We start from the raw sequence: 24,920 nt of genomic DNA on the forward strand, positions 1-24,920 counted from the left end.
TTTCACGCTGCCCCGCCCTTCATCTTTTCATAAATACTTACTGCGCCCTGCCCGCTCATTCCGCTGCCACCTGCTGTGGCGTGACCGGAACAACCTTGGCATCGCGAATTTCCAGCATTGCGGAAATCGATCCCTTGCGCCCGTCTTCATAGGTCACTTCGGTCGTGGTGCTGACCTTGGGCGATCCATCGTAAAGCGCTGTGATGATATCCGCGAATTTCTCTTCAATGATCCGGCGGCGCACCTTGCGCGTGCGGGTCAGTTCGCCGTCATCCGCATCCAGTTCCTTGTGCAGAATGACAAAGCGGTGAATCTGGCAGCCTGACAGCATCGGGTCTTCGGCCAATGATGCATTCACGGCTTCCACATGGGATTGCACCGTATCCATGACCTGCGGATGCGCCGCCAGTTCCTGATAGGATCCGTAAGCGATATTGTTGCGTTCGGCCCAGTTGCCCACTGCGGTCAGATCGATATTGATAAAGGCCGTGCATTCCTCGCGTCCGTTGCCGAACACGACAGCCTCAAGGATGTTGGGAAAGAACTTCAGCTTGTTTTCCGCGTATTTCGGCGCGAACAGGGCACCCGAGGCCATTTTGCCCACGTCCTTGGCGCGATCGATGATGCGCAGATGGCCGGTGTCTTCCTCGATAAATCCGGCATCCCCTGTGGCCACCCAGCCTTCGGGATCCTTGGTGTCTGCCGTACTTTCAGGGTTCTTGTAATATTCCACAAATACGCCGGGGCTGCGATAGAACACCTCACCGTTTTCGGCGATCCGCAATTCCACGCCGGGGCACGGCACCCCGACCGTGTCGCTGCGCACCTGCCCGTCGGGCTGCGCGGTGATAAACACGGTGGCCTCGGTCTGGCCGTAAAGCTGTTTCAGATTGATGCCGAGCGAGCGGTAGAAATCGAAAATTTCCGGCCCGATCGCTTCACCTGCCGTGTATCCAACACGTACCGAAGAAAAGCCCAGCGCGTTCTTCAATGGCCCGTAGACCACAAATTCGCCCAGCTTGTATTTCAAACGGTCAAATACGCCCACCGAATGACCATCAAGAATATCAGGACCGACCTTGCGCGCATGCGCCATGAAGTAATCGAAAATCCGTTTCTTGACCGGGCTGGCATCTTCCATCCGGATCATCACGTTGGTCAGCTGCGTTTCGAAAATACGCGGTGGCGCAAAATAATAGCTGGGCCCGATTTCACGCAGGTCCGTCATCATCGTGTCCGCGCTTTCGGGGCAATTGACACAGAACCCTGTCCAATAGGCTTGCCCGATGGAAAAGATGAAATCGCCCACCCATGCCATCGGCAAATAGGCCAGAACTTCGTCAGATTCACGCAGATTGTCGAATTCGGAACTGGATTTCGCCGTTTCGATCACGTTGCGATTGGACAGCAATACCCCTTTGGGCTTTCCGGTGGTGCCAGATGTATAAAGCATCACGCAGGGACTGTCGTAATTCAGGGTGGCTTCTCGCCGCTGCAGTTCGGGCAGAAACTCGTCCAGAGCGGCCCGGCCCTGTTCCTGCACATGGCTGAACTGATGCAGTTTTGAATGGTCGTATTTGCGCAAACCGCGCGGATCCAGATAGATCATGTGTTCGAACTGATGCAGGTTTTCCTGCACCTCGATCACTTTGTCGACCTGCTCCTGATCTGCGACAATCGCAAACCGCGCGCCGCAATGTTCCATCACATAGGCCATCTCTTCGGCCACAGCATCCTGATACAGGGGCACTGGTATGGCACCGACAGACTGAGCTGCCACCATCGACCAGTATAGATAGGGACGATTGCGGCCGATCACGGCTATAAAATCGCCTTCGCGCACACCCAGATTGATCAACCCCAGCGCCAGTGCCTGAATTTCGGCTTCGGCCTGCGCCCATGTCCAGCTTTGCCAGATGCCCAGATCTTTTTCGCGGTACGCGGCAGACCCGGCGTACTGGATTGCATTTCTGTGCAAAAGCGCCGGGATGGATTGGTGTCCGCCCGCGCCGTTCAGCGTATCAGCCAAATTTGTCTCCTCCCGAACTTTTACCGATTGCGGCAAAAGCCTCTTTCGCCCTTGGACGATTCCCCGTGCGTCCAAGATGCGCGTTTGACATTCCACGTCAACTTTTTCGCAATGTTTTCCCAATCCTTACGAATTGTAACAACGGCAGGGGCCACACCAATTCCCCTTCTGTTATTGACAGGCCGACCGAAAAAGCCTGCTTTGATCTGGTGCCACCGGATGCTAGCCAAGTCACAACGGAGGGTCGCGTGGAACAGCAAACACCCAATATCAATGCTCTGACGACCGCAGGGTTGAACCTGATCGCGCAATCCCTGTCGATCTTTGATCACAACCTGCGTCTGGTTAAGATAAACCGCCCGATGCAGCAGATGTTCAATCTGCCCGATGCGATGGTGCAGCCTGGCGTTTCCTTTGAAGCGGTCATTCGCTATCTGGTCGAAGCCGGAGAGTACGGGCCTGTCGATGATATCTCTGACTTTGTGAAAACCCGCGTGGAACGGGCACGCGATTTCAAACCGCACTATATGGAACGCACCCGCGCCAATGGCAGAACGATTTCCGTGGAAGGCGCGCCCTTGCCGCAAGGCGGCTGGGTCACTGTCTATACCGACATCACCCGCACCAAGGAACACGAAGTTCTGTTGCGGGCCCGATCCGAGGAATTGTCCGAACAGCTTCTGGCCCATTCCGAAGCTCTGTCTGCCACAAACCGTAAACTGGAAGCGACCGTAAACGCGCTGGAAGAAGCCAAACACCAGCTGACAGAAATCGAAGCCCGCACACGTCTGACCACGGAAATGATGCCGGCTCATATCGCGCATGTCGGTTCGGACGGCATTTATACCTATTCCAACCGGCGGCTCAGTTCGGTCATTCCGGGGCGACCTTCCAGTATTCTTGGGCTGCACATCAGCGATGCGTTGGGCGGGTCTGCGTTCGGGCGGATCAAACCCTATCTTGATAAGGCCTATTGCGGCACATCATCCGTGTTCGAATTCACCGACAAACCCAGTTCACGCAGGATCAGGGCCGCGTTTACCCCCGACGAAAAGGGCGGCGTCTATATTCTTTCGATGGACGTGACCGAAGAAACCCAGGCCCGCGTCGCCCTTCAACATACCCGAAAACGCGAACTGGCCGCCCAGATGACAAGCGGCCTAGCGCATGACTTTTCCAACCTGCTGACCATTATTTTGGGCATGCAAAGCAAGCTGAAGCGCATGCCGCTGCCTGAAGGCGCCGCCGATCTGGTTGACGCGACACTGGCGGCTGCGCGGCGCGGCGGATCGCTGCTGGGCCGGATCGGGGATATGACAGGCCACCGCACCCTGCGCCCCGTCGCCTGCAATGTGGCCGAACTGCTGAACGATCTGAACATTCTGGCCAGCCCCGCCTTACCGCGAGGCGTGTCACTGAACATCCAAAACCGGCTGGACCCTGGCGCGCCGAATATACTGCTGGACGTCGGCATGGTGCAGGACAGCCTGTTGAATGTTATCCTGAATGCGCGCGATGCCTGCGGGGCGCAGGGCGGCATCAGCCTGACAGCCCGCAATCTGGACAACACCTGGATCGAATTCCAGATCGAAGACACCGGCCCCGGCTTTTCTGACGATGCCCTGAAACAGGCGCTTGATCCGTTCTTTACCACCAAAGGCAGCGAAGGATCAGGTCTGGGCATGTCGATGGTCTATGACATGACCAAACTGGCCGGCGGGGATTTGCGGTTTGGCAACACCGGCAGTGGCGCGATTGTAACATTGCGCCTGCCCTACCGCATTGCGCCCGATGCTGTTTGCGGTCTGGTTCTGCTGGTCGAGGACAGCGATGACATCCGCGCCAACGTCCGCGATATGCTGATCGATCTTGGCCATTCCGTGATCGAGGCCACATCCGCGGATGAGGCGATTGCCCTTGCGGCCGACCTGCCAGACATTTCCATGGTGTTGTCCGACATTCTGATCGAAGGTGCGGGAACCGGCATAGATGTTGTAAACCGAATGCGCGGTACCGGTGTACCCTGCGTTTTGATGACATCGCTGCCGCCCGATCACGCCCTGCATCAACAGGCCCTGTCGATCGCCGCTGTCTTGCGCAAACCTTTTGATACCGCGTCGCTTGCGGCGCTTATTGCCCCGAAAGCCGCAGAATGACCAGTGATCCCGCCGCACCGCTTGTGACCATACTGGATGACGAACCCGACGTGCGAAACGTTCTGTCGGACGCCCTGAATGAAGCGGGGTTCCGCACCCTTTGTTTTGGCCGCGCGCGCGAGTTTGAAGCCGCGCTGAAAACGCAACGCCCCGATGTGTGCCTTGTCGATCTTTCGCTGCCCGATACCGACGGGCTGGCCCTTGTGCATCGGCTGGCGCTGGAACAGGGCGCGGCTGTCATCATCATTTCGGGGCGAACGCAGGTACAGGACCGGATCACCGGGCTGGAACTTGGCGCTGATGACTATATTACCAAACCCTTCGATCCCGCCGAAGTGGTTGCCCGCATCAGGGCACGCATTCGCGGCGGGCAAGCCGCAACACCGGCAGGCCATTCCGCCCGTTTCAATGGCTGGACCGCACATTTCGACCAATACCTGCTTAAGGACAGTGAAGGGCAGGAAACCCCGTTTTCCCACGCTGAAGGCGAAGTTCTGCGCCTGTTTCTGGAACGGCCAAAACGGCTGATTTCACGCGATCTGATGCAGGAAACCCTGGGGGGCGCCGCCGGTGAAAGCTTTGACAGGGCGATGGATGTGCGTATTTCGCGCCTGCGCACCAAATTGCGGGAAGACCCCAAGAATCCGCGGCTGATCAAAACCATATACGGCGCCGGCTATATCTTTCTGGGTGACGTGCAGTGGGATTAATGCGTTTCCTAGCCGTTTGGTGATCACCTGTGTGCCCCAACTGCACAAATGAAGTAGCATGGGAAAAGCCAGCAACAGGAGACTCAACAGATGGAACTTGGCGCGTTTTCAATCAGCCTGAATGTCAAAGACGTCAACGCGAGCATGGCGTTTTATGAAAAGCTTGGGTTTCAAGCCTTTGGCGGAGATCCCGATCAGGGGTGGGCCATCCTGAAAAACGGTGTCTGCATCATCGGTCTGTTTCAGGGCATGATCGAAAAAACCACGCTTACCTTCAATCCCGGTTGGGATCAGGATGCGAACACGCTGAAGGATTTCACCGATGTTCGGGACATTTAGAAAGCATTAAGCAAAAGCGGTCTAAGCTTTGAAAGCGAAGCCGACGAGACCGGCACAGGCCCCGCAAGTTTTGTGGTGATTGATCCGGACGGCATCCCGATTCTGGTAGACCAGCACGTCTAACCGCACCGGCGCTGCCGCCTGACAGTACGAACGGAAACCGCCGCCAGATCCTGTCCGGCGGCGGTTGTTCTTTTGACTTAGGACGCTGGCAAGACTTCAGGCGTCAGCCTTTGCCCTTCCACGGCACCAGAATCCGTTCGGCCCAGCGCATCAGCATGTCGATTCCAAAGCCGATGATCCCGATCAGGATAATCCCCATGATCACGATATCGGTGTTCTGGAACTTGGATGCGACCATGATCATCATGCCCGCGCCTTTTTCCGCCGCCACCAGTTCAGCCGCCACAACGGTGCCCCAACACACGCCCATCGCAACCCGCGCGCCAGTAAAGATTTCCGGCAGGCTGTTAGGGATGATGACATAGCGCATGATCTGCCATTTGCTGGCCCCCAGCGAATAGGCCGCGTGCACCTTGCTGATCTTCACGCCCGACACGCCCGATCTGGCCGCAATCGCCATGATCCAGAGCGCCGCAAGAAACAGCAGGATGATTTTTCCGGCTTCCCCGATACCCGCCCAGATGATCACCAGCGGGATCAATGCCAGTGGCGGAACGGGACGCATGAATTCGACAATCGGATCAAACCAGCCGCGGAACCAGTTGCTTAGCCCCATTGCATAGCCCAGCGGAATACCCACCAGTGCGCCCAGCAAAAACCCGACGACAACGCGAAACAGCGACCAGCCCAGGTGGCCCAGCAATGACGTGTTGCGGAAACCTTCGCTGGATATCTTGATCATCCGCTCCCAGACCGCCTCTGGTGATGGCAGGTAAAGTGGTTCCATCTGCCAGCCTTTTGTCGGCTCGAAATTGGGCGTGCCCTTGTCCGAAAGACTGACGACACCGCCTTCAATCTCGACAGACTGCCCCGGCGATACCGGCGTACCGTTAATGGCAACAATCTGCGCGCCATCGCTTTTCTTGACGTCATCGTTTTTGTCGACCGACACAAGAACACTGCGCCACGCCGCCACAGTTGCCGAATCGTCTTTCGCAAACCCGTCAGAACCGGACACTTCGGGCGCGTCTGGATTTTCGTCGCGGCCATGAACAAGCACCGTCACCGTTGCATCGTCGCGTTGCCCGTCCGCGGTTTCGGCGGTGTACACAAAACTGGTCGTGCCCTGATACGGGCCGGGTGCATGCATGAACGACGGCAGTAACGCCGATCCGGTAAACATACCCCACATAACAAAAATCGTGATGATGGAAATCACACCGGCAATCCGGTTGGGCGTTACGGCGCTTTCATCACCGAATGTCACGGTCTTCAGGGATGTGTAATCATTCTTGGCGGCCTGATGCGCCACCCGCGTCACGATGTAAAAAGAAACAGCGAAAATGGCGGTATATATGAGCAGAGGGATCATGCTGTTTCCTCCGTACGGCCCATAATTTCTTCTTCCATATCCCAGATCATACCCAGAATTTCTTCACGTGTTTTGGCGTAATCCGTGTGCTTCTTCACCTCGCGAAGATCAGCACCAACACCCAGTTCCGCAAAGGGCAGCCGGTATTCCTTGTGAATACGTCCGGGGCGCGGGGCCATCACCAACAAACGTTCACCCAGCAACAATGCCTCTTCCACGGAATGGGTGATCAGAATGATCGTCTTGCCGGTTTCCTTCCACAGTTTCAGAACCAGCGATTGCATCTTTTCACGCGTCAGCGCGTCCAGCGCGCCCAACGGTTCGTCCATCAGAATGACATCGGGATCATTTGCCAGACAGCGGGCCAGTGCCACGCGCTGCTGCATCCCGCCTGACAATTCGTAAACCGCCTTTTCCTTGAATTCCTGCAAGCCCACGACATCCAGCAAGTGATTGACGATCTCGGCCTTGTCGTGTTTGGGCATGCCCTTCATCGACGGGCCAAACCCGACATTTTCGCGCACCGACATCCATTCAAACAAAGCACCCTGCTGAAACACCATGCCGCGTTCGGCATCCGGCCCGTGGACCTCGTGCCCGTTCATCACGATCTTGCCCTCGGTCGGGGCCAGAAACCCCGCAAGGATATTCAACAACGTGGTTTTACCGCAACCCGATGGCCCCAGCACCGACATCAGTTCACCCTCTTTGAGGTGCAGACTGACATCTTTCAACGCCTGAACGGACCCGCCATTGGGCAGGTCAAATCGCATGGAAATTTTTTCGATTGATAATCCGGACATGGGCTCTCCCTCAAGGAATGCAGTCGGACGTGTGCATGATCTGCACACCGGTATTCAGATGATACGAAAACGGGGGCACGGCCTGTGCCGTGCCCCCGATCCGAACTGGCTTACATGCCTTGCGCGGCTTGCAACGGCCCGGTGTTGACCGTGCCTTCATAGCTGTCCATCGCGGCATCGATGCTGCCTGCTTCCACGAACACGTCGGCGACGCCTTTCATGAATTCCTGGCTACCACCGCCCAGCCACTTGCCGGACAACTGGTCGTCAACGGACGGGAACACAAACGTATCCATTGTCGAAGCCGTGGCATCGACATCCATACCGGCGTCTTTGGCGATCACGGCCAGCATTTCATCCCGGTTCGATCCGGCATTCCACATTGCGTTGGCGTCTGCCGTCACTTTCAGGAACTTCGCCAGCATGTCGCCTTCTTCGGCGACAAAGCTTGCCGGCGCGCTGGTAACGTCAAACACCAGAATGCCCAGCTCTTCTTTCTCGGCACCGGTCAGCAATACGTTGCCGTGCTCTTTCATGCGACGCAGCGCGCCACCCCAGCCACAGGCCATATCCAAAGATCCCTGTGCAAGTGCCGCAGCACCTTCGGCAGGGGCCATATCAACAACATCCATACTGCCAACGTCGACGCCAAAGTGGCTCATCTGTTTCAGAAAGCCGTAATGCGCGGCTGTGCCCAGTGGCACGGCCACTTTCTTGCCGGCCAGTTCGGACGCGCTGCCTTGGTCAATCTCAAGCCCGCTGGCGACGACGCAGTTGTCATTGTCGGCATAGGACACCGCAACATCGACAATCTGGATATCCTGACCGGCGGATGCTGCCACAACAAAGGGTGGTACACCCTGGCTGACGCTGATCTGCACGTCGCCCGATGCCATCGCGGCGCTCATCGCTGTGCCGGTGTCAAAGCTGACCCAGTTCACGGTTGTGCCCAAAGCTTCGTCATATGTTCCGTTCACTTTCGCGTACTGAAACGGCATCGGCCATTCAAGAAAGTAACCAACGGTGATGTCCGCCAAAGCGGCATTCGCGACTGTCAGCATGGCAACACCAGCAACGGCACCCATCAGTTTCGATTTCATGTTCATAGAAGATTCTCCCGGTTTGATCGCCGCCTTCAAGCGGCTTTGTTTGTCATTGGGGGCGGTTGTCCGCCTCTTGTGCGATTACAGCACCGCATCAGGTGAAAACCTGTGCTTGCCGGTGATCCCAACGCAAAAGGCACCGCCGATCAACATTTTTTCACACGATCCGCGCGAGTTTGAAGAATGCGTATTCCGGTATCGGAAACCCGAAATTGGTCTTTTTAACATGAAATCATGTATTTGCCGCGCAATTGCGCCAGTTTTTGTTGGGAACGTGAACGCTTTTGGCCCTACAGGGATGTCGCAACTGGCCCTATCCAGAGTCGCAATTTAGTGGTGATTTTTGATCAAATTACGGGCATATTACTGCCAGATAACGTTTGGCATTCCTTCTTCACAGAAAGGTCACATCATGGACGGCACGTTTAAAGACAATGATATCAGTCATGTGGTGCAAGCCGACAAGGCGCATGTCTGGCACCACCTGATTCAGCATAAACCCTTCGAATCTACGGATCCGCGGATCATCGTGGAAGGCAAAGGCATGCGCGTCTGGGATCAGAAGGGCAAAGAGCATCTGGATGCTGTTTCCGGCGGGGTCTGGACCGTGAATGTCGGCTATGGCCGCGAATCCATCGCCAACGCCGTGCGCGATCAGCTGATCAAGCTGAACTATTTCGCCGGCTCGGCCGGGTCGATCCCTGGCGCGATCTTTGCCGAAAAGCTGATCGAAAAAATGCCGGGAATGAGCCGCGTCTATTATACGAACTCCGGTTCCGAGGCGAACGAGAAAGCCTTCAAGATGGTGCGGCAACTGTCGCATGCAAAATATGGCGGCAAGAAATACAAGATCCTGTACCGTGATCGCGATTATCACGGCACCACAATCGGCGCGCTGTCTGCCGGTGGTCAGGATGAACGCAACGCGCAATACGGCCCCTTTACGCCCGGATTTGTACGTGTCCCGCATTGCCTTGAATATCGCGGTTTTGAACAGGACGGGGCCGATCTGGAAAACTACGGCCAGTGGGCCGCCGACCAGATCGAAGCGACCATCCTGCGCGAAGGTCCGGAAACTGTCGGATCGCTTTGCCTTGAACCCGTTACCGCGGGCGGTGGTGTGATCACGCCGCCGAAAGGCTATTGGGAGCGGGTCCAGGAAATCTGCGAAAAATACGAAGTGCTGCTGCATATCGACGAAGTCGTGTGCGGTGTCGGGCGCACAGGCACGTGGTTCGGCTATCAGCATTTCGGCATCAAACCCGATATGGTGACAATGGCCAAAGGCGTCGCTTCGGGCTACGCCGCGATTGCCTGTCTGGTGACAACCGAAGGCGTCTTTGACAAGTTCAAGGACAACGCGGACGATCCGATGAACTATTTCCGCGATATTTCTACTTTTGGCGGGTGCACCGCCGGCCCGGCTGCGGCCATTGAAAACCTGCGGATCATTGAAGACGAAAACCTGCTGGAAAACACCACAGCGATGGGTGCCCGTCTGATCGACAACCTGAATGCGCTGGCAGACAAACACGTTGCCATTGGTCAGGTGCGTGGCAAAGGCCTGTTCTGCGGTGCCGAACTTGTCGCCGATCGCGAAACACGCGCACCGATGCCGGAAAAACAGGTGGCCGCCGTCGTAGCCGACTGTATGGCGCAGGGCGTCATCATTGGTATGACCAACCGGTCGGTACCCGGCTACAACAATACGTTGTGCCTGTCGCCCGCGCTGATCGCCACGCCGGATGACATCGACGAGATTACAACCGCCATTGATGGCGCATTGGGTCGCGTTTTCGGCTAAATCCGGCCGGTTTTCCGGCACGTACAAAATTGGCCCCGAACGGTATTTGAAATTTACCGGTTCGGGGCCATTTTGCATTTCATGACCAGTTTGAACATCCAAACCACACGGCTTGTGTCGCGTCGATCATGGCTTGCACTACCGGTTGCGTTGGTTGCGGGGCATCTTTGGGCGGGCGATCTGATGGCGGACGATCAAAAGCCGGTACAGGATTATTCCTGGACCTATCTTGCCGATACCGTGATGGGCGGCGTGTCCGAGGGGCAGGCAGGTTTACAGAACCGCAACGGTTCCACTGTCCTTCAACTCACCGGAACAGTCAGCACGGAAAACCGCGGTGGCTTCATCCAGGTCCGCACGGCTTTGCCCGATGGCCTGCCCCCGACTGCAATTGGCATCCGCTTGCGGGTGCGCGGCAACGGACAACAGTATTTCGTTCATCTGCGAACGACATCAACACGCCTTCCATGGCAATATTATCAGGCCCCGTTTGACACGTCGGCCAACTGGCAGATTGTCGATATTCCGCTGGACCGGTTCAAAGCGTCCGGATCGATATTGCCGGATCAGGTCAAACCCGAGGCCATCCGATCGCTTGGTATCGTGGCCTACGGTCGGGACCATCTGGCCGATGTGTCCGTTCAGTCGATCGGAACCTATGCCGCGCAATAACAGCGGCAACCGGCCATGGCTTGCGCTGACGTGCGAATGTCGTGCGCGGATCTGCCAACGCACGTTTTTCACCCGAAATGACATGATTCTCCACTTACAAGCCGAACATTTTTGATACCAATTGTCTCAATAATGCAGCTTCATATCCGAATTTTCCCTAGTGATTCCCGACGCTTACGTGGCTTTTTCACCAGAATTCCCTGCGGTTTCATTTCCTGATAAGTCCAGATTGAACTGGCCCTAAGTCCAAAGTACACTCGACAAATGTCGCTTCCTGTTGAAACCTTTTTTCTGAAACCTGACATGCAAGGCACCTTGCAGGCGCAGATACAGCAGATGATTGCGCAGGGCATATTATCCGGGCGATTTACCAAGGGCGAAAAACTGCCTTCTACCCGCAAGATGGCCAACCATCTGGGCGTCAGCCGCATCACCGTCACGCTGGCTTATACCGAACTGCTGGCGAACGATTATCTGACATCACAGGGTCGTTCAGGATATTTTGTATCCCCCAATGCACCCATCCCCCCCGATTTCGCACCCTCTGCTCCGCAACAGGATGCCGTCGATTGGGCCCGCGCGATCGGGCGGCGGTACACCGGCGGCGATACCCCCAGCAAACCGCAGGACTGGGCGCGCTACCGGTTTCCTTTCATCTACGGACAGGCCGATCCTGCGCTGTTTGATCACGCGAACTGGCGGCACTGCGCCCTGCAGGCAATGGGGCAAAAAGACTTCACACCGCTGACCACGGATTATTACGATCAGGACGATCCGCAACTGATCGAATTCATTGTGCGCCACACCCTGCCGCGCCGTGGCATCAACGCCCGCCCGGAACAGGTTCTGATCACGCTGGGCGCACAGAACGCATTGTGGCTCACCGCACAAATCCTGCTGACGCAGCGCCGCACCGCAGCCATCGAAGACCCCTGTTATCACGCCCTGCGCGATATCCTGACCCAGTCGCGCTGCCATTTATCGCCGATCCGCGTCGACAAGGATGGCTTGCCCCCCGATGCCATCCCCCCCGGCACCGATGTGATATTCACAACGCCCAGCCACCAATGCCCGACCACGGCAACGATGCCTCTGGACCGGCGGCGCGCGTTGCTGGAACGGGCCCGCCAGATGGAGGCGCTGATCGTCGAGGACGATTACGAATTTGAAATGTCCTTTCTCAAACCGCCCTCGCCCGCGCTGAAATCACTGGATCCGGACGGGCGCGTTATTTATGTCGGCAGCTTTTCCAAATCGCTGTTTCCGGGCCTGCGGCTTGGCTACCTTGTCGGGTCCGAACCCTTTATCCGCGAGGCCCGCGCCCTGCGCGCCAGCGTATTGCGCCATCCGCCCGGCCATATCCAGCGTACGGCTGCCTATTTCCTGTCCCTTGGGCATTACGATGCCCTGATCCGGCGCATGGGGCGGGCGTTCCATGAACGGCGCAGCGTGATGGAAACCGCCATCGCCGAAACAGGATTGCGCATCGCCGGTCAGGGTGCGTTCGGGGGGTCGTCTTTCTGGATGCAGGCACCGAGCCACGTCGATACCGATATACTTGCGAAAAGGCTATTAGGCGACGGCGTGATGATCGAACCCGGACGCGCCTTTTTCAGCGGCACAGGACGCCCCAAACATTATTATCGTCTGGCCTACTCTTCAATTCCGGCATCCAGAATACCGGACGGGATTGCACGGATTAAGACCGCGATTGACAACTTTTGATACACTGGCCTTATCGCGGGGGCCTATCTGGCCCTAACTCGCTTTGGCCAAACGCCCTAAAACCTTTGCAAGCTTAACCGCATATGCGCGATCACCCATTTTTCCGAAGGATCACAGCCATGAAAATGACGACCGAAGAAGCCTTTATCAAAACACTTCAGCGGCACGGGATAGAACATGCCTTTGGAATCATCGGGTCGGCCATGATGCCGATCAGCGATCTGTTCCCGGTTGCCGGCATCACCTTCTGGGATTGCGCCCATGAAGGCAGCGCCGGAATGATGGCCGATGGCTACACCCGCGCCACCGGCAAGATGTCGATGATGATCGCCCAGAACGGCCCCGGCATCACCAATTTCGTGACCGCCGTGAAAACCGCCTACTGGAACCACACGCCGCTGCTGCTGGTCACACCGCAAGCCGCGAACAAGACAATCGGTCAGGGCGGATTTCAGGAAGTCGAACAGATGAAGCTGTTCGAAGACATGGTCGCCTATCAGGAAGAAGTGCGCGATCCGACCCGTATCGCCGAAACCCTGAACCGTGTGATCCTGCAGGCCAAACGCGCCAGCGCCCCCGCGCAAATCAACGTGCCGCGCGATTTCTGGACTCAAGTCATTGATATCGAAATTCCCAAAATCGTCGAATTCGAACGTCCCGCGGGCGGTGAAGCCGCGATTGCGCAAGCGGCCGATCTGATCGGAAATGCCAAGTTTCCGGTTATTCTGAATGGCGCGGGCGTTGTCCTCGCAGGTGCGATCAAGGATACGATCGCTTTGGCCGAACGTCTGGATGCGCCGGTTTGCGTTGGTTACCAGCACAATGATGCGTTTCCCGGTTCGCACCCGCTTTTTGCCGGTCCGCTGGGCTATAACGGATCAAAGGCCGGCATGGAGTTGATCAACAAGGCCGATGTTGTTCTGTGCCTTGGTACACGCCTGAACCCGTTTTCGACATTGCCGGGTTACGGCATCGATTACTGGCCCAAGGACGCCAAGATCATTCAGGTTGATATCAACCCCGACCGGATCGGTCTGACCAAGAAAGTGACCGTGGGCATTATTGGCGACGCCAAGAAAGTGGCTCAGTCCATTCTGGCGAAACTGCCTGAAAACGCTGGCGATGATGGCCGTGCAGAACGCAAGAACCTGATCGCGACAACAAAATCCACATGGGCGCAACAACTGTCCAGCATGGACCACGAAGAAGACGATCCCGGCACCACATGGAACGAACGCGCCCGTGGCGCAAAACCCGACTGGATGAGCCCGCGTATGGCGTGGCGTGCGATTCAGGCGGCTTTGCCCAAGAACGCGATCATTTCGTCCGATATCGGCAACAACTGCGCCATCGGCAACGCCTATCCTTCGTTTGAAGAAGGCCGCAAATATCTGGCACCCGGCCTGTTCGGGCCTTGCGGTTACGGCCTTCCGGCTGTGGCAGGTGCCAAGATCGGATGCCCCGATGTGCCTGTCGTCGGTTTTTCGGGCGATGGTGCATTCGGCATTGCTGTCAACGAACTGACAGCGATCGGGCGCGAAGAATGGCCCGCGATGACGCAGATCGTGTTCCGCAACTACCAGTGGGGCGCGGAAAAGCGCAACTCGACCCTGTGGTACGAAGACAACTTTGTCGGCACCGAACTGGACACAGGCGTGTCTTATGCCGGTATCGCCAATGCCTGCGGTCTGAAAGGTGTCGTGGCCCGCACGATGGACGAACTGACCGATGCGCTGAACCAGGCGATCAAGGACCAGATGGAAAACGGCGTGACCACCCTGATCGAAGCGATGATCAATCAGGAACTGGGTGAACCGTTCCGCCGTGATGCCATGAAGAAACCGGTCGCCGTTGCAGGCGTCTCTGCCGCCGATATGCACCCGCAGACAGGCGCATGAACCGGTGCCAACCGGCCTGACATTACGTTGCCTGCCAACGGTACGACCTTGAAACCGCTGCGCGACATACACAAACGCGCAGCGGCAAGCCCAGCGCGGATTGTGCTGAGCGAAGGCCACGATCCAAGGGTCGTGGCCGGTGCCGTTCAGGCGGTCAAGGCCGGGTTTGCATCGGTCGTTCTGGTCGGTCCGCACGACATAGTGGCCCGACAATTATCTGATGCAGACGGCGACGGTTTGTCAGGCATTACGATAGAAGATCCGGCAACATCCGCGCATGGTGCGGATCTGGCCAACCTCTATTTCGAACTGCGCAAACACAAAGGTGTCAGCGAAGACGTGGCGCGCGAACAGGCGCGCGATCCATTGATTTTTGCGGCGCTGATGGTGCGGGTCGGTCTGGCCGACGGCACCATTGGCGGTGCGGTCTGCACAACATCCGATACCGTCCGCGCCGCGATCACGATGATAGGCAAGACGCCGGACGCGGCACTGGTTTCCAGCTTTTTCCTGATGGTTTTACCCGACAACCATTTCAGCGGTATCGATGCATTGGTGTTTTCCGATTGCGGTCTGGTGATTGATCCGTCCGCATCTGAACTTGCCTCGATCGCCGTGGCAGCAGCGAAATCCTACACCGCCATGATGGCACAGCCCGCGCGGGTTGCGATGCTGTCTTTTTCGACCAAGGGCAGCGCGCATCATGCCCATGTCGATAAAGTGGCAAAAGCAACGGAACTTGCGCGGGAACAAGCCCCCAACCTGCTGATTGACGGTGAGATGCAGTTTGACGCTGCGTTTGTGCCTTCTGTTGCGGCAACCAAAGCGCCGGACTCCGCCATCGCGGGGAACGCCAACGTCATGATCTTTCCAGACCTTGATGCCGGAAACATCGGCTACAAAATCGCACAGCGGATCGGCGGCGCAACCGCCATCGGCCCGATTCTTCAGGGACTGACCAAACCCGCCAATGATTTGTCGCGCGGATGTTCTGCACGGGACGTGTTCAACATGATCGCCGTAACCGTGGTGCAGGCCCAGTCTGCCAAAGCTGACCGGAAAGAACCCTAGACCATCCCGCGCATTTCGCGTTTTGAAAAACAGAATTCCGATTGATCGGGTGTGAACAGAAAATTGTCGTGCTATTCGGGGTCTCGCACTAGCGTGTACCGAACGCCAAGGAGTAGAGATGCCGCATCGCCAGCCAACCCTCGACACGTCGCCGCATGTTTCGGACGAGGTGCGCAAAACCACCTGCTATATGTGCGCCTGTCGCTGCGGGATCAATGTGCATCTGAAAGACGGCAAGGTGGCCTATATCGAAGGCAACCGCGATCACCCGGTAAACAAGGGCGTGTTGTGCGCCAAGGGCAGCGCGGGCATCATGCAGGTCAACGCGCCGTCCCGCCTGCGCGCGCCCCTGAAGCGGGTTGGCCCGCGCGGATCGGGCGAGTTCGAGGAGATCAGTTGGGACGAGGCGCTGGATCTGGCAGTCAGTTGGCTCAAACCGATCCGTGACACCAATCCCGAAAAGCTGGCGTTCTTCACCGGTCGTGATCAATCGCAATCCTTCACCAGTTTCTGGGCACAGAATTTCGGCACGCCCAACTATGCGGCCCATGGCGGATTTTGCAGCGTCAACATGGCGGCGGCAGGTATCTACACGATGGGCGGGGCGTTCTGGGAATTCGGCCAGCCCGACTGGGACCACACGAAACTGTTCATGCTGTTCGGCGTTGCCGAAGACCATGACAGCAACCCGATCAAGATGGGCATCGGCAAGATCAAGGCGCGCGGTGCCAAGATAATCGGCGTCAATCCGATCCGCACCGGATATAATGCCGTGGCGGATGAATGGGTCGGCATCACACCGGGCACAGACGGATTGTTCATTCTGGCGCTGGTGCATGAACTGATGAAGGCGGGCAAGATCGATCTGGATTATCTGGCGCGCTATACCAACGCGCCGGTTCTGGTTGATTCAGACCCCAAGTCGCCGGAATACGGTCTGTTCCTGAAAGACGACGATGGCAAACCGCTGGTTGTCGACCGCGTCACGGGCAAACTGACCGCCTTTGACAAACCCGGCGTACGCCCCGATCTGTCCGGTACGCATCGCAGCGCCGGCATCACCCATGTGCCCGTGTTCCACATGATGGCAGATCGTTATCTGGCAGACGAATACGCCCCCGAGGCGGTGGCAGACCGCTGCGGCATCCCCGCCGCCAAGATCAAAACCATCGCTGCCGAACTGGCCCGCGTCGCCTTTGACGAAGCGTTCGAGATCAAGCAGGAATGGACAGATTTCCGCGGCGAAAAACACGCCAGCATGACAGGGCGGCCTGTATCCTTCCATTCGATGCGCGGTGTCAGCGCCCATGCCAACGGGTTTCAGACCTGCCGCGCGCTGCATGTGTTGCAGATCCTGCTGGGCACGGTCGAGGTGCCGGGCGGCTTCCGCTTTAAACCGCCCTACCCCAAACCGGCCACGATCCACCCAAAACCGCATTGCAAGGTCACACCCGGCGCGCCGCTTGACGGCCCGCATCTGGGCTTTGTGCAGGGGCCGGACGATCTGGCCCTGAAAGACGACGGCACACCGGCGCGCATCGACAAGGCATTTACCTGGGAAAACCCGATGTCGGCGCACGGACTGATGCACATGGTGATCAGCAACGCCTATGCCGGTGATCCCTACAAGATCGATACGTTGTTCATGTACATGGCAAACATGTCGTGGAATTCCTCGATGAACACGCGCGGCGTGATCGACATGCTGACTGACACGGATGAAAACGGCGATTATGTGATCCCGCGCATCATCTATTCGGATGCCTACAGCTCCGAAATGGTGGCCTATTCCGATCTGATCCTGCCCGATGCCACCTATCTGGAACGCCACGACTGCATCAGCCTGCTGGACCGCCCGATCTGCGAGGCTGACGCCGCCGCCGATGCCATCCGCTGGCCCGTAATCGAACCCGACCGCGATGTGCGCGGCTTTCAATCCGCGCTGTGCGATCTGGGCGCACGTCTGGGCTTGCCAGGGTTCGTGACAGAAGATGGCAGCCAGAAATACGCGGATTACGCCGATTACATCGTCAATCACGAACGCAAACCGGGCATCGGCCCGCTGGCCGGCTTCCGCGGCGATGGCTCTGACACCGGACGCGGTGATGTGAACCCAGATCAACTGGACAAATACATCGAAAACGGCGGCTTTTTCGTCAGCCACATTCCCGAAGGTGCCGATTACTATAAACCATGGAACATGGCCTATCAGGACTGGGCCGTGAAAATCGGCCTCTATGACGCGCCCCAGCCCTATCTGTTCCAGCTTTATGTGGAACCGATGCGCAAGTTCCAGCTGGCCGCCGAAGGTCACGGAGATCGCCAGCCCCCCGACCATCTGCGCGACCAGATCAAATCGCGCATGGACCCGCTGCCGATCTGGTATGAAACCGACCAGACCGGCAACGAAGGCTTTACCGTCAACGCGCTGACGCAACGGCCGATGGCCATGTATCATTCGTGGGGCTCGCAAAACGCATGGCTGCGCCAGCTGCACGGGCGCAACCCGTTGTATCTGCCAACCAGACTGATGCAGGAACACGGGTTCAAGGATGGCGACTGGGCGCGCGTATCCTCACCGCACGGTGCCATCCGCGTACCTGTTGCGCATATGGCAGCGCTCAATGAAAACACCGTGTGGACATGGAACGCGATCGGCAAACGCAAAGGCGCGTGGGCACTGGAGCCCGATGCCCCCGAAGCGACCAAGGGCTTTCTGCTGAACCACCTGATCCACGAATTGCTGCCGCCCAAGGGCGATGGTTTACGATGGGCCAATTCAGACCCGATCACCGGTCAGGCGGCGTGGTTCGACCTGAAGGTGAAGATCGAAAAGGTCGATGACCAGACCGAATGCGAACCTGCCTTTGACGCGATCCAATCCCCCGTCGGCACCGGCCCGAAAGAACTGAAATGGAAGGTGGGTAAATGACCGAACTGCCAACCCGTACCGAGAAAAAGCTTGGCCTTGTCATTGATCTGGACACCTGCGTGGGCTGCCATGCCTGCGTGATTTCCTGCAAGGGCTGGAACACCGAAAACTACGGCGCGCCGCTGTCGGATCAAGATCCTTACGGCGCGGACCCGTCCGGCACGTTCCTGAACCGGGTCCATTCCTACGAGGTGCAGCCCGCAACCGGCCCCGCGCAACTGATCCACTTTCCCAAATCCTGCCTGCATTGCGAAGACGCGCCCTGCGTCACGGTGTGCCCGACCGGCGCCAGCTATAAACGGGTGGAAGACGGCATCGTGCTGGTCAACGAAAGCGATTGCATCGGCTGCGGCCTGTGCGCATGGGCCTGCCCTTATGGCGCGCGCGAAATGGACGCCGCAGCAGGGGTGATGAAAAAATGTACCCTGTGCGTCGATCGTATCTATAACGAAAACCTGCCCGAGGATGACCGCCAGCCCGCCTGCGTGCGCACCTGCCCGTCAAACGCACGCCATTTCGGCGATCTGGGCGATCCCGACAGCGAAGTATCCAAACTGGTGGCGGATCGTGGCGGTATGGATCTGATGCCCGAACAGGGCACCAAACCGGTCAACAAATACCTGCCCCCCCGCCCCAAGGACAGCTATGAACAGTTCGATGTTCTGGCCCCGTTTCTGGACCCCGTGATCGAAGAGCCCAAAGGCTTCCTTGGCTGGCTTGATAAAACGCTGGAGAAGCTCTGACATGCATCCCGCCCCGTCTGTTATTGCCTTTACCACTTTGTCCGGCCTTGGCTTTGGCCTGTTGTTCTGGCTGGGTCTTGGCTATCCGCCTGTCACCGGCTGGACCGCCTTTGCCTTTTTTGCCATTGCCTATGTTCTGGCCGTCGGCGGCTTGCTGGCGTCAACCTTTCACCTTGGCCATCCCGAACGCGCGCTCAAGGCGTTTACCCAGTGGAAAACAAGCTGGCTCAGCCGCGAGGCATGGATGTCTGTCATGGCGCTGACGGTCATGGGCCTTTACGGCGCAGGCGCGGTCTTTTTCGGGGCCCACTGGGCGCCATTGGGATGGCTGGGCGCGCTTTTGTCGCTTGCAACGGTCTACACAACCTCGATGATCTACGGACAGTTGAAAACCGTGCCACGCTGGAACATCCCGCTGACACCGGTCATGTTCCTGAGCTTTTCACTGGCCGGTGGTGCGTTGCTGGCGGATCAGACCACATGGGCGCTTGGCCTGCTGGTTGTCGCGGGCCTTGTGCAACTGGCCTATTGGATAATGGGGGACAAGGCATTTACCGGTTCGGCCACAACCATGGCCAGCGCGACGGGTCTGGGCAACATCGGCACCGTGCGCGCCTTTGAACCGCCCCACACCGGCACCAATTATCTGCTGCGCGAGTTCGTTTATGTCGTGGCCCGCAAACACGCACAGAAACTGCGGGTGATCGCATTGGCGCTGATGGTGGTGGTGCCGGTCATATTGTTGGCGCTGCCTTTCAACCACATGTTCGCCGCCCTTGCGGTGCTCAGCCACCTGATCGGAGTTGCAACTTCTCGCTGGCTGTTCTTTGCCGAGGCAGAACACGTCGTCGGCCTCTATTACGGCAAACGATAGGCGGCGTGCTCGACCCTGACGGGATCGGGCGACCGTGCAATCAGTCGATCAGGCCCGCGTGGCGCATCGCGGCATCGATCTGTGCCTTGGTGCTGTCCATCAATCCGGTCAGGGGCAGGCGCACTTCTTCGCTGCACATGCCCAGACGCGACGAGCCGTATTTGGCCCCGACAAGACCCGGTTCAACGAAAATCGCTTCGTGCAGGGGCATCAGCCGGTCCTGCAATTCCAGCGCCTTGGCGTAGTCCCCTGCCAGTGTCGCGGCCTGAAACTGCGCGCACAGGGCCGGAGCCACATTGGCGGTGACAGAGATACAGCCCACACCACCATGCGCATTGAACCCCAGCGCGCTTGCATCTTCTCCGGACAATTGCACAAAATCTGCGCCGCAGGTCGCACGCTGCTGGGACACACGCGCAACATCGCCGGTTGCGTCCTTCACACCGATGATACGCGGCAATCTGGCCAGTTCGCCCATAGTGTCTGGCGTCATGTCGATGATCGACCGGCCGGGAATGTTGTAGATGATGATCGGCAGGTCGCAACAATCGTGCAGCGCGGTGAAATGCGCGATCAGCCCGCGTTGCGTGGGTTTGTTGTAATAGGGCGTCACGACAAGCGCGGCATCCGCGCCGACGGAATGGGCGTGCTGCATCAAACGGATGCCTTCCAGCGTGTTGTTGGATCCGGCACCGGCGATCACCGGTTTGCGCCCTGCAACCAGCCGCACAACCTCTTCCACGACTTTTTCGTGTTCCTTGTGGGTCAGTGTCGGGCTTTCGCCTGTCGTTCCCACAGGCACGAACCCGTCAGTGCCTTCACCAATGTGCCATTCGATCAGCTTGGCCAAAGTATCCAGATCCAAAGCTCCGTTGCGAAACGGAGTGACAAGCGCGGGCATAGAGCCTTTGAACATTATGTGCGTTCCTTGTATCTGGCGGGGCAAACAACCCGGTGGTAAAAGCTGACACATGCTCTAGGTTTCCCGGTTGAACCAGACCGCATGCACGATATTGTTTCAGCGTCTATCCCTGACATGGCCCGAAATGCAAGACATGACACGAAATCTGATCGCTATACTCCTCGTCCTTGGCTTGGCTTTTCCCGCCATTGCGCAATCCCCGCGACCATTGGGGCAGGCGATGGATGCAATGCGTGGCGGCAATTGGGGAAACGCCGGCCTTTTGGCCGAACGGGACGGTGCCGTAGCGCTGGACGTGATCGAATGGCACCGCCTTCGCGAAGGGCGCGGCAGCTATGAAGAGGTGATCGCGTTTCTGGAACGGCGGCCCAACTGGCCCGGGCTGGAATGGTTGCGCCGCAAATCCGAACCGGTGGTTATCCAGCAATCCCATCAGGACGTTTTGAATTTTTTCGCCAAGGTTCCCCCGCAAACAGCCGGCGGCGTGCTGTCATACGCCCGCGCGCTGGACTCTGTCGGACAATCCGAAAAAGCCCGCAAGGAAGTGATCAATGCCTGGCGCACGATGCGTATGGGCGCGGGCGAACATGCGCTTTTTCTCGGCGCACACGAAACCCTGCTCAAAGATCACCATATTGCGCGGCTGGATTATATGCTTTGGCGCGGCTGGACGTCAGATGCCAACCGGATGAAGGCCCTTGTGCCGCAAGGCTGGCAGGTTCTGGCCCAGGCCCGGATTGCACTGCGTGACGGCGCGGACGGGGTCAACGCCCTGATCGACAAGGTGCCTGCCAGTTTGCAGTCAAACCCGGGGCTGGCATTTGATCGGTTCGACTGGCGGGCGCGCAAAAGGCTGGACACGGCGATCGACCTGATGCTGGAACAAAGCACCAGCGCAGAGACACTGGGCCGCCCGGATGCCTGGGCACCGCGCCGTCGCACCATGGCGCGAGACCAGATGCGCGAGGGCAATGCAAAACGTGCCTATGCAATCGCGGCGCAAAACCATCTGACCGAAGGGTCGGATTATGCCGATCTGGAATGGCTGGCCGGATACATCGCCCTGCGCAAGCTGAACGATCCGAAAACCGCGCTTTATCATTTCAAACGCTTTGATGCCGCCGTGGCTTCGCCCATCTCAAAGGGCCGGGCCGGATACTGGACCGGACGTGCCTATCAGGCGTTGGGCGATGCGGCGGGCGCGCTAAGGGCATTTGAAGACGGGGCGCAATACCAGACATCATTTTACGGGCTTCTGGCCGCCGAAGCAGCAGATACACCATTTGATATCAGTCTGGCGGGTCAGGAAGAATTCGGCGCCTGGCGTAGTGCCAGCTTTTCAAAATCCAGCGTGTTCGAAGCCGGGCTGTTGTTGCTGGCATCAGGCGAGGTTAATCTGGCCGAACGGTTCCTGACACATCTGTCGGAATCCCTGTCACGGACCGAAGCCGGGCAACTGGGCGACATGGCGATGGAACTGGCCCAACCGCATCTGGCCGTCATGATCGGCAAGCGGGTTGCGACGCAGGGAACCGTTTTGCCAGCCGCCTATTACGCCCTGCATCCAATGCGCCAGATGGATCTGCCGATGGCGCCGGAAATGTTGTTGGCCATTGCCCGGCGCGAAAGCGAATTTGATCCCGGTGTGGTCAGCGGCGTTGGCGCGCGGGGCCTGATGCAGATCATGCCCGCAACCGCACGCGAGGTTGCAGGCCAGTTGGGCCGTGGCGCCGAACACAGCACCGACCGCCTGCTTGTCGACTGGAAATACAACGCCGAGCTTGGGGCGGCCTTCCTGTCGACGCTGGCGGGGCAATTTGACGGAAATGTCGTGATGATGTCCGCAGCCTACAATGCCGGCGCCAGCCGCCCGATCCGGTGGATGCAGCAATACGGTGATCCGCGCAGCAATGCTGATCCGGGTTTTGACGTAATCGACTGGATCGAACACATCCCGTTTCGCGAAACCCAGAACTACGTGATGCGTGTCACGGAAAGCCTGCCGATCTACCGTGCGCGACTAGGGCTTGATCCGCTGCCCGTTCCCTTTAGCGAAGAACTAACCGGTTCGACGTTGCGCGCGTTCGCGCCAAAAAGTGAATAGCCCCGCCGCCACGATAATCCCCGCCCCGATCGCCACATTCTGTTCAACGGTTTCGCCAAACACCGCGATACCCAGAACCGATGCGAAAACCAGTTGCAGATAGGCAAAAGGCTGCACGGCGCTGGCCTCGGCCACCTCGTAGCACTTGATCAGCAACCAATGGCCGGTCACGCCCGTCAGGCAAAGCGCCGCCATCCAGCCCCAATCCGGCTGCGTCATCGGCTCCCACGCCCAAAGGCCCAGCGCCGTCATCGCCACAGCCCCCGTTACACCTGTCCAGAAAAAGCTGGTCGCGGTGGTGTCACGACGCGCGGCATAGCGCGTCAGCAGCCCATAGACGGCAAACATGGTCGCCGCGATCAGCGGAATGATCGCCGCCGGATCGAAAACCCCGATCCCGGGCTGCAGGATGATCAGAACGCCGACAAACCCGACCCCGATCGCCGACCACCGCCGCCACCCGACCTTTTCGCCCAGAATAGGGCCGGACAGGGCCGCCACCAGCAGCGGATAGCAGGTGAAAACCGCATGGCTTTCGACCAGACCCAGAATTGTGAAACTGGCCACCATCACACAGATTTCCGTCGACAGCAGAACGCCGCGCACGATTTGCAGAACCGGCTGTGTCGTCCGCGCCGCCGCACCAACGCCACCGGCCTTGCGCGCCGCAATCGAAATCACGAAGGCGGCGAAAAACCAGTACCGGATCATGACGATCATTAGCACGTTGTATTCCCCCGCCAGATGGCGCGAAATGCCGTCCTGTACCGAAAATACGAACGTGGTCAGCACCATCAGCCCGATCCCCAAAGGGATGTTGTTGGATTGTGTCATTGCAGCATGGCCTTTGTCATATGGCGCTTGCGGCCATACCCTGGCACGCGGGTGACAGAAAACCCCGCCTCTTGCAATCCGCGACGCACAAACCCCGCAGCGGTATAGGTGGCGATGCTACCGCCCTTTTCGGTGTGCAGGGCCACCTGCCGCATCAGGTCAGGCCCCCACAATTCGGGGTTCTTGGCGGGTGAAAACCCGTCCAGATACCACGCATCGGCCTTGCCGGCCCAACGGGGCAACGTTTCGCGCGCATCCCCCACGATCAGATCCAACTCGACACCACCCGCAAATTCAAACCGCCCGCCGATCTCCGTCCAGCGGGCAACAAGGTCCTGCGCGATGCCAGCCAGCTCCGCGAACGGCTTTAGCGCCTGCGCGATGTCATCCCTGCGCATCGGAAACGCCTCAAAGCTGGAATACCGCAAGGTTCCGGCCCTGCCGGACGCCCGCCAGCTTTGCAACGTGGCCAGAAAATTCAGACCGGTGCCAAAGCCAAGTTCCGCGATATGAAACCCGTCCCTGAACCTGTCCGGCAGATCATTGCCATGCAGAAAAACATGGCGCGTTTCATCCAGCCCGTTTTCCAGCGAATAATACGGATCGTCAAAGCGCGTCGACACTGGCACATCTTCATTGCGCCATTCTATATCTGGATGCTGGTTCTGCATGGCTGGGTCCATTAAAGTCTGCCCGAGCGCGGGAC

Annotated in this window: 20 protein-coding genes; 13 read left to right on the plus strand and 7 right to left on the minus strand. The window is 58.2% G+C overall.

Annotated elements, in window-relative coordinates:
* Positions 1–55 precede the first annotated feature (55 nt).
* Positions 56–2,029, minus strand: coding sequence for an AMP-binding protein (locus C1J05_RS19060; RefSeq protein ID WP_254684649.1), 1,974 nt, complete (start codon positions 2,027–2,029; stop codon positions 56–58).
* A 248-nt stretch (positions 2,030–2,277) separates the two neighbouring features.
* On the opposite strand from C1J05_RS19060, the gene C1J05_RS19065 reads away from it, so the two are divergent.
* The 3 genes from C1J05_RS19065 (at position 2,278) to C1J05_RS19075 (ending at position 5,234) form a co-directional block, all read left to right on the plus strand.
* On the plus strand, positions 2,278–4,185 hold the full coding sequence (locus tag C1J05_RS19065; protein ID WP_254684650.1) for a PAS-domain containing protein: 1,908 nt from the start codon (positions 2,278–2,280) through the stop codon (positions 4,183–4,185).
* Positions 4,182–4,895: a response regulator transcription factor gene (locus C1J05_RS19070; RefSeq protein ID WP_114871640.1), complete on the plus strand. Its 714-nt coding sequence runs from the start codon at positions 4,182–4,184 to the stop codon at positions 4,893–4,895. The genes C1J05_RS19065 and C1J05_RS19070 overlap by 4 nt, the downstream gene beginning before the upstream one ends.
* A 90-nt stretch (positions 4,896–4,985) precedes the next feature.
* On the plus strand, positions 4,986–5,234 hold the full coding sequence (locus tag C1J05_RS19075; RefSeq protein ID WP_254684651.1) for a VOC family protein: 249 nt from the start codon (positions 4,986–4,988) through the stop codon (positions 5,232–5,234).
* Between the two features lie 226 nt (positions 5,235–5,460).
* Here C1J05_RS19075 and C1J05_RS19080 read toward each other — a convergent pair whose 3' ends face one another.
* The 3 genes from C1J05_RS19080 to C1J05_RS19090 all read right to left on the minus strand — a co-directional run bounded on the left by C1J05_RS19080 (position 5,461) and on the right by C1J05_RS19090 (position 8,632).
* On the minus strand, positions 5,461–6,729 hold the full coding sequence (locus tag C1J05_RS19080; protein WP_114871641.1) for an ABC transporter permease: 1,269 nt from the start codon (positions 6,727–6,729) through the stop codon (positions 5,461–5,463).
* Positions 6,726–7,532 (minus strand): taurine ABC transporter ATP-binding protein, encoded by an 807-nt coding sequence (locus C1J05_RS19085; protein ID WP_114871642.1) that lies wholly within the window; start codon positions 7,530–7,532, stop codon positions 6,726–6,728. The genes C1J05_RS19080 and C1J05_RS19085 overlap by 4 nt, the downstream gene beginning before the upstream one ends.
* Before the next feature lie 110 nt (positions 7,533–7,642).
* On the minus strand, positions 7,643–8,632 hold the full coding sequence (locus C1J05_RS19090; protein WP_217621161.1) for a taurine ABC transporter substrate-binding protein: 990 nt from the start codon (positions 8,630–8,632) through the stop codon (positions 7,643–7,645).
* Between C1J05_RS19090 and C1J05_RS19095 the strand changes: the two genes are divergently transcribed.
* The 9 genes from C1J05_RS19095 to C1J05_RS19135 all read left to right on the plus strand — a co-directional run bounded on the left by C1J05_RS19095 (position 8,631) and on the right by C1J05_RS19135 (position 20,354).
* Positions 8,631–8,969: a hypothetical protein gene (locus C1J05_RS19095; protein ID WP_162798137.1), complete on the plus strand. Its 339-nt coding sequence runs from the start codon at positions 8,631–8,633 to the stop codon at positions 8,967–8,969. The two genes, C1J05_RS19090 and C1J05_RS19095, sit on opposite strands and share 2 nt — an antisense overlap.
* A 78-nt stretch (positions 8,970–9,047) precedes the next feature.
* On the plus strand, positions 9,048–10,439 hold the full coding sequence (locus C1J05_RS19100; RefSeq protein WP_114871645.1) for an aminotransferase family protein: 1,392 nt from the start codon (positions 9,048–9,050) through the stop codon (positions 10,437–10,439).
* Positions 10,440–10,520: 81 nt separating this feature from the next.
* Positions 10,521–11,111, plus strand: coding sequence for a CIA30 family protein (locus C1J05_RS19105; protein WP_114871646.1), 591 nt, complete (start codon positions 10,521–10,523; stop codon positions 11,109–11,111).
* 264 nt (positions 11,112–11,375) lie between these two features.
* Positions 11,376–12,836, plus strand: a complete 1,461-nt coding sequence (gene pdxR / locus C1J05_RS19110; RefSeq protein ID WP_114871647.1) for a MocR-like pyridoxine biosynthesis transcription factor PdxR — start codon at positions 11,376–11,378, stop codon at positions 12,834–12,836.
* Between the two features lie 119 nt (positions 12,837–12,955).
* On the plus strand, positions 12,956–14,734 hold the full coding sequence (gene xsc, locus C1J05_RS19115) for a sulfoacetaldehyde acetyltransferase (protein ID WP_114871648.1): 1,779 nt from the start codon (positions 12,956–12,958) through the stop codon (positions 14,732–14,734).
* A 48-nt stretch (positions 14,735–14,782) separates the two neighbouring features.
* The gene (gene pta / locus C1J05_RS19120; protein WP_114872456.1) at positions 14,783–15,805 is read left to right on the plus strand and encodes a phosphate acetyltransferase; all 1,023 of its coding nucleotides are present in this window, start codon (positions 14,783–14,785) and stop codon (positions 15,803–15,805) included.
* 118 nt (positions 15,806–15,923) lie between these two features.
* The gene (locus tag C1J05_RS19125) at positions 15,924–18,737 is read left to right on the plus strand and encodes a molybdopterin oxidoreductase family protein (RefSeq protein ID WP_114871649.1); all 2,814 of its coding nucleotides are present in this window, start codon (positions 15,924–15,926) and stop codon (positions 18,735–18,737) included.
* Positions 18,734–19,480, plus strand: coding sequence for a 4Fe-4S dicluster domain-containing protein (locus C1J05_RS19130; RefSeq protein WP_114871650.1), 747 nt, complete (start codon positions 18,734–18,736; stop codon positions 19,478–19,480). Before C1J05_RS19125 ends, C1J05_RS19130 begins: the two co-directional genes overlap by 4 nt.
* Position 19,481: 1 nt before the next feature.
* Positions 19,482–20,354: a dimethyl sulfoxide reductase anchor subunit family protein gene (locus C1J05_RS19135; protein ID WP_114871651.1), complete on the plus strand. Its 873-nt coding sequence runs from the start codon at positions 19,482–19,484 to the stop codon at positions 20,352–20,354.
* Between the two features lie 40 nt (positions 20,355–20,394).
* Here the strand turns inward: C1J05_RS19135 and dapA are convergent, their stop codons facing one another.
* Positions 20,395–21,270 (minus strand): 4-hydroxy-tetrahydrodipicolinate synthase, encoded by an 876-nt coding sequence (gene dapA / locus C1J05_RS19140; protein ID WP_114871652.1) that lies wholly within the window; start codon positions 21,268–21,270, stop codon positions 20,395–20,397.
* Positions 21,271–21,343: 73 nt separating this feature from the next.
* Here dapA and C1J05_RS19145 point away from each other — a divergent pair, with 73 nt between their 5' ends.
* Positions 21,344–23,380 (plus strand): lytic transglycosylase domain-containing protein, encoded by a 2,037-nt coding sequence (locus C1J05_RS19145; RefSeq protein WP_441351675.1) that lies wholly within the window; start codon positions 21,344–21,346, stop codon positions 23,378–23,380.
* On the opposite strand, the gene C1J05_RS19150 is transcribed toward C1J05_RS19145, so the two are convergent.
* Positions 23,336–24,214 carry a DMT family transporter gene (locus tag C1J05_RS19150; RefSeq protein WP_114871654.1) on the minus strand — a complete coding sequence of 293 codons (879 nt, stop codon included), beginning with the start codon at positions 24,212–24,214 and terminating at the stop codon, positions 23,336–23,338. The two genes, C1J05_RS19145 and C1J05_RS19150, sit on opposite strands and share 45 nt — an antisense overlap.
* Positions 24,211–24,885 carry a tRNA (5-methylaminomethyl-2-thiouridine)(34)-methyltransferase MnmD gene (gene mnmD / locus C1J05_RS19155; protein WP_162798138.1) on the minus strand — a complete coding sequence of 225 codons (675 nt, stop codon included), beginning with the start codon at positions 24,883–24,885 and terminating at the stop codon, positions 24,211–24,213. The genes C1J05_RS19150 and mnmD overlap by 4 nt, the downstream gene beginning before the upstream one ends.
* Positions 24,886–24,920: the final 35 nt, after the last annotated feature.

Source organism: Sulfitobacter sp. JL08 (genome assembly GCF_003352045.1).
Taxonomy (GTDB): Bacteria; Pseudomonadota; Alphaproteobacteria; order Rhodobacterales; family Rhodobacteraceae; genus JL08.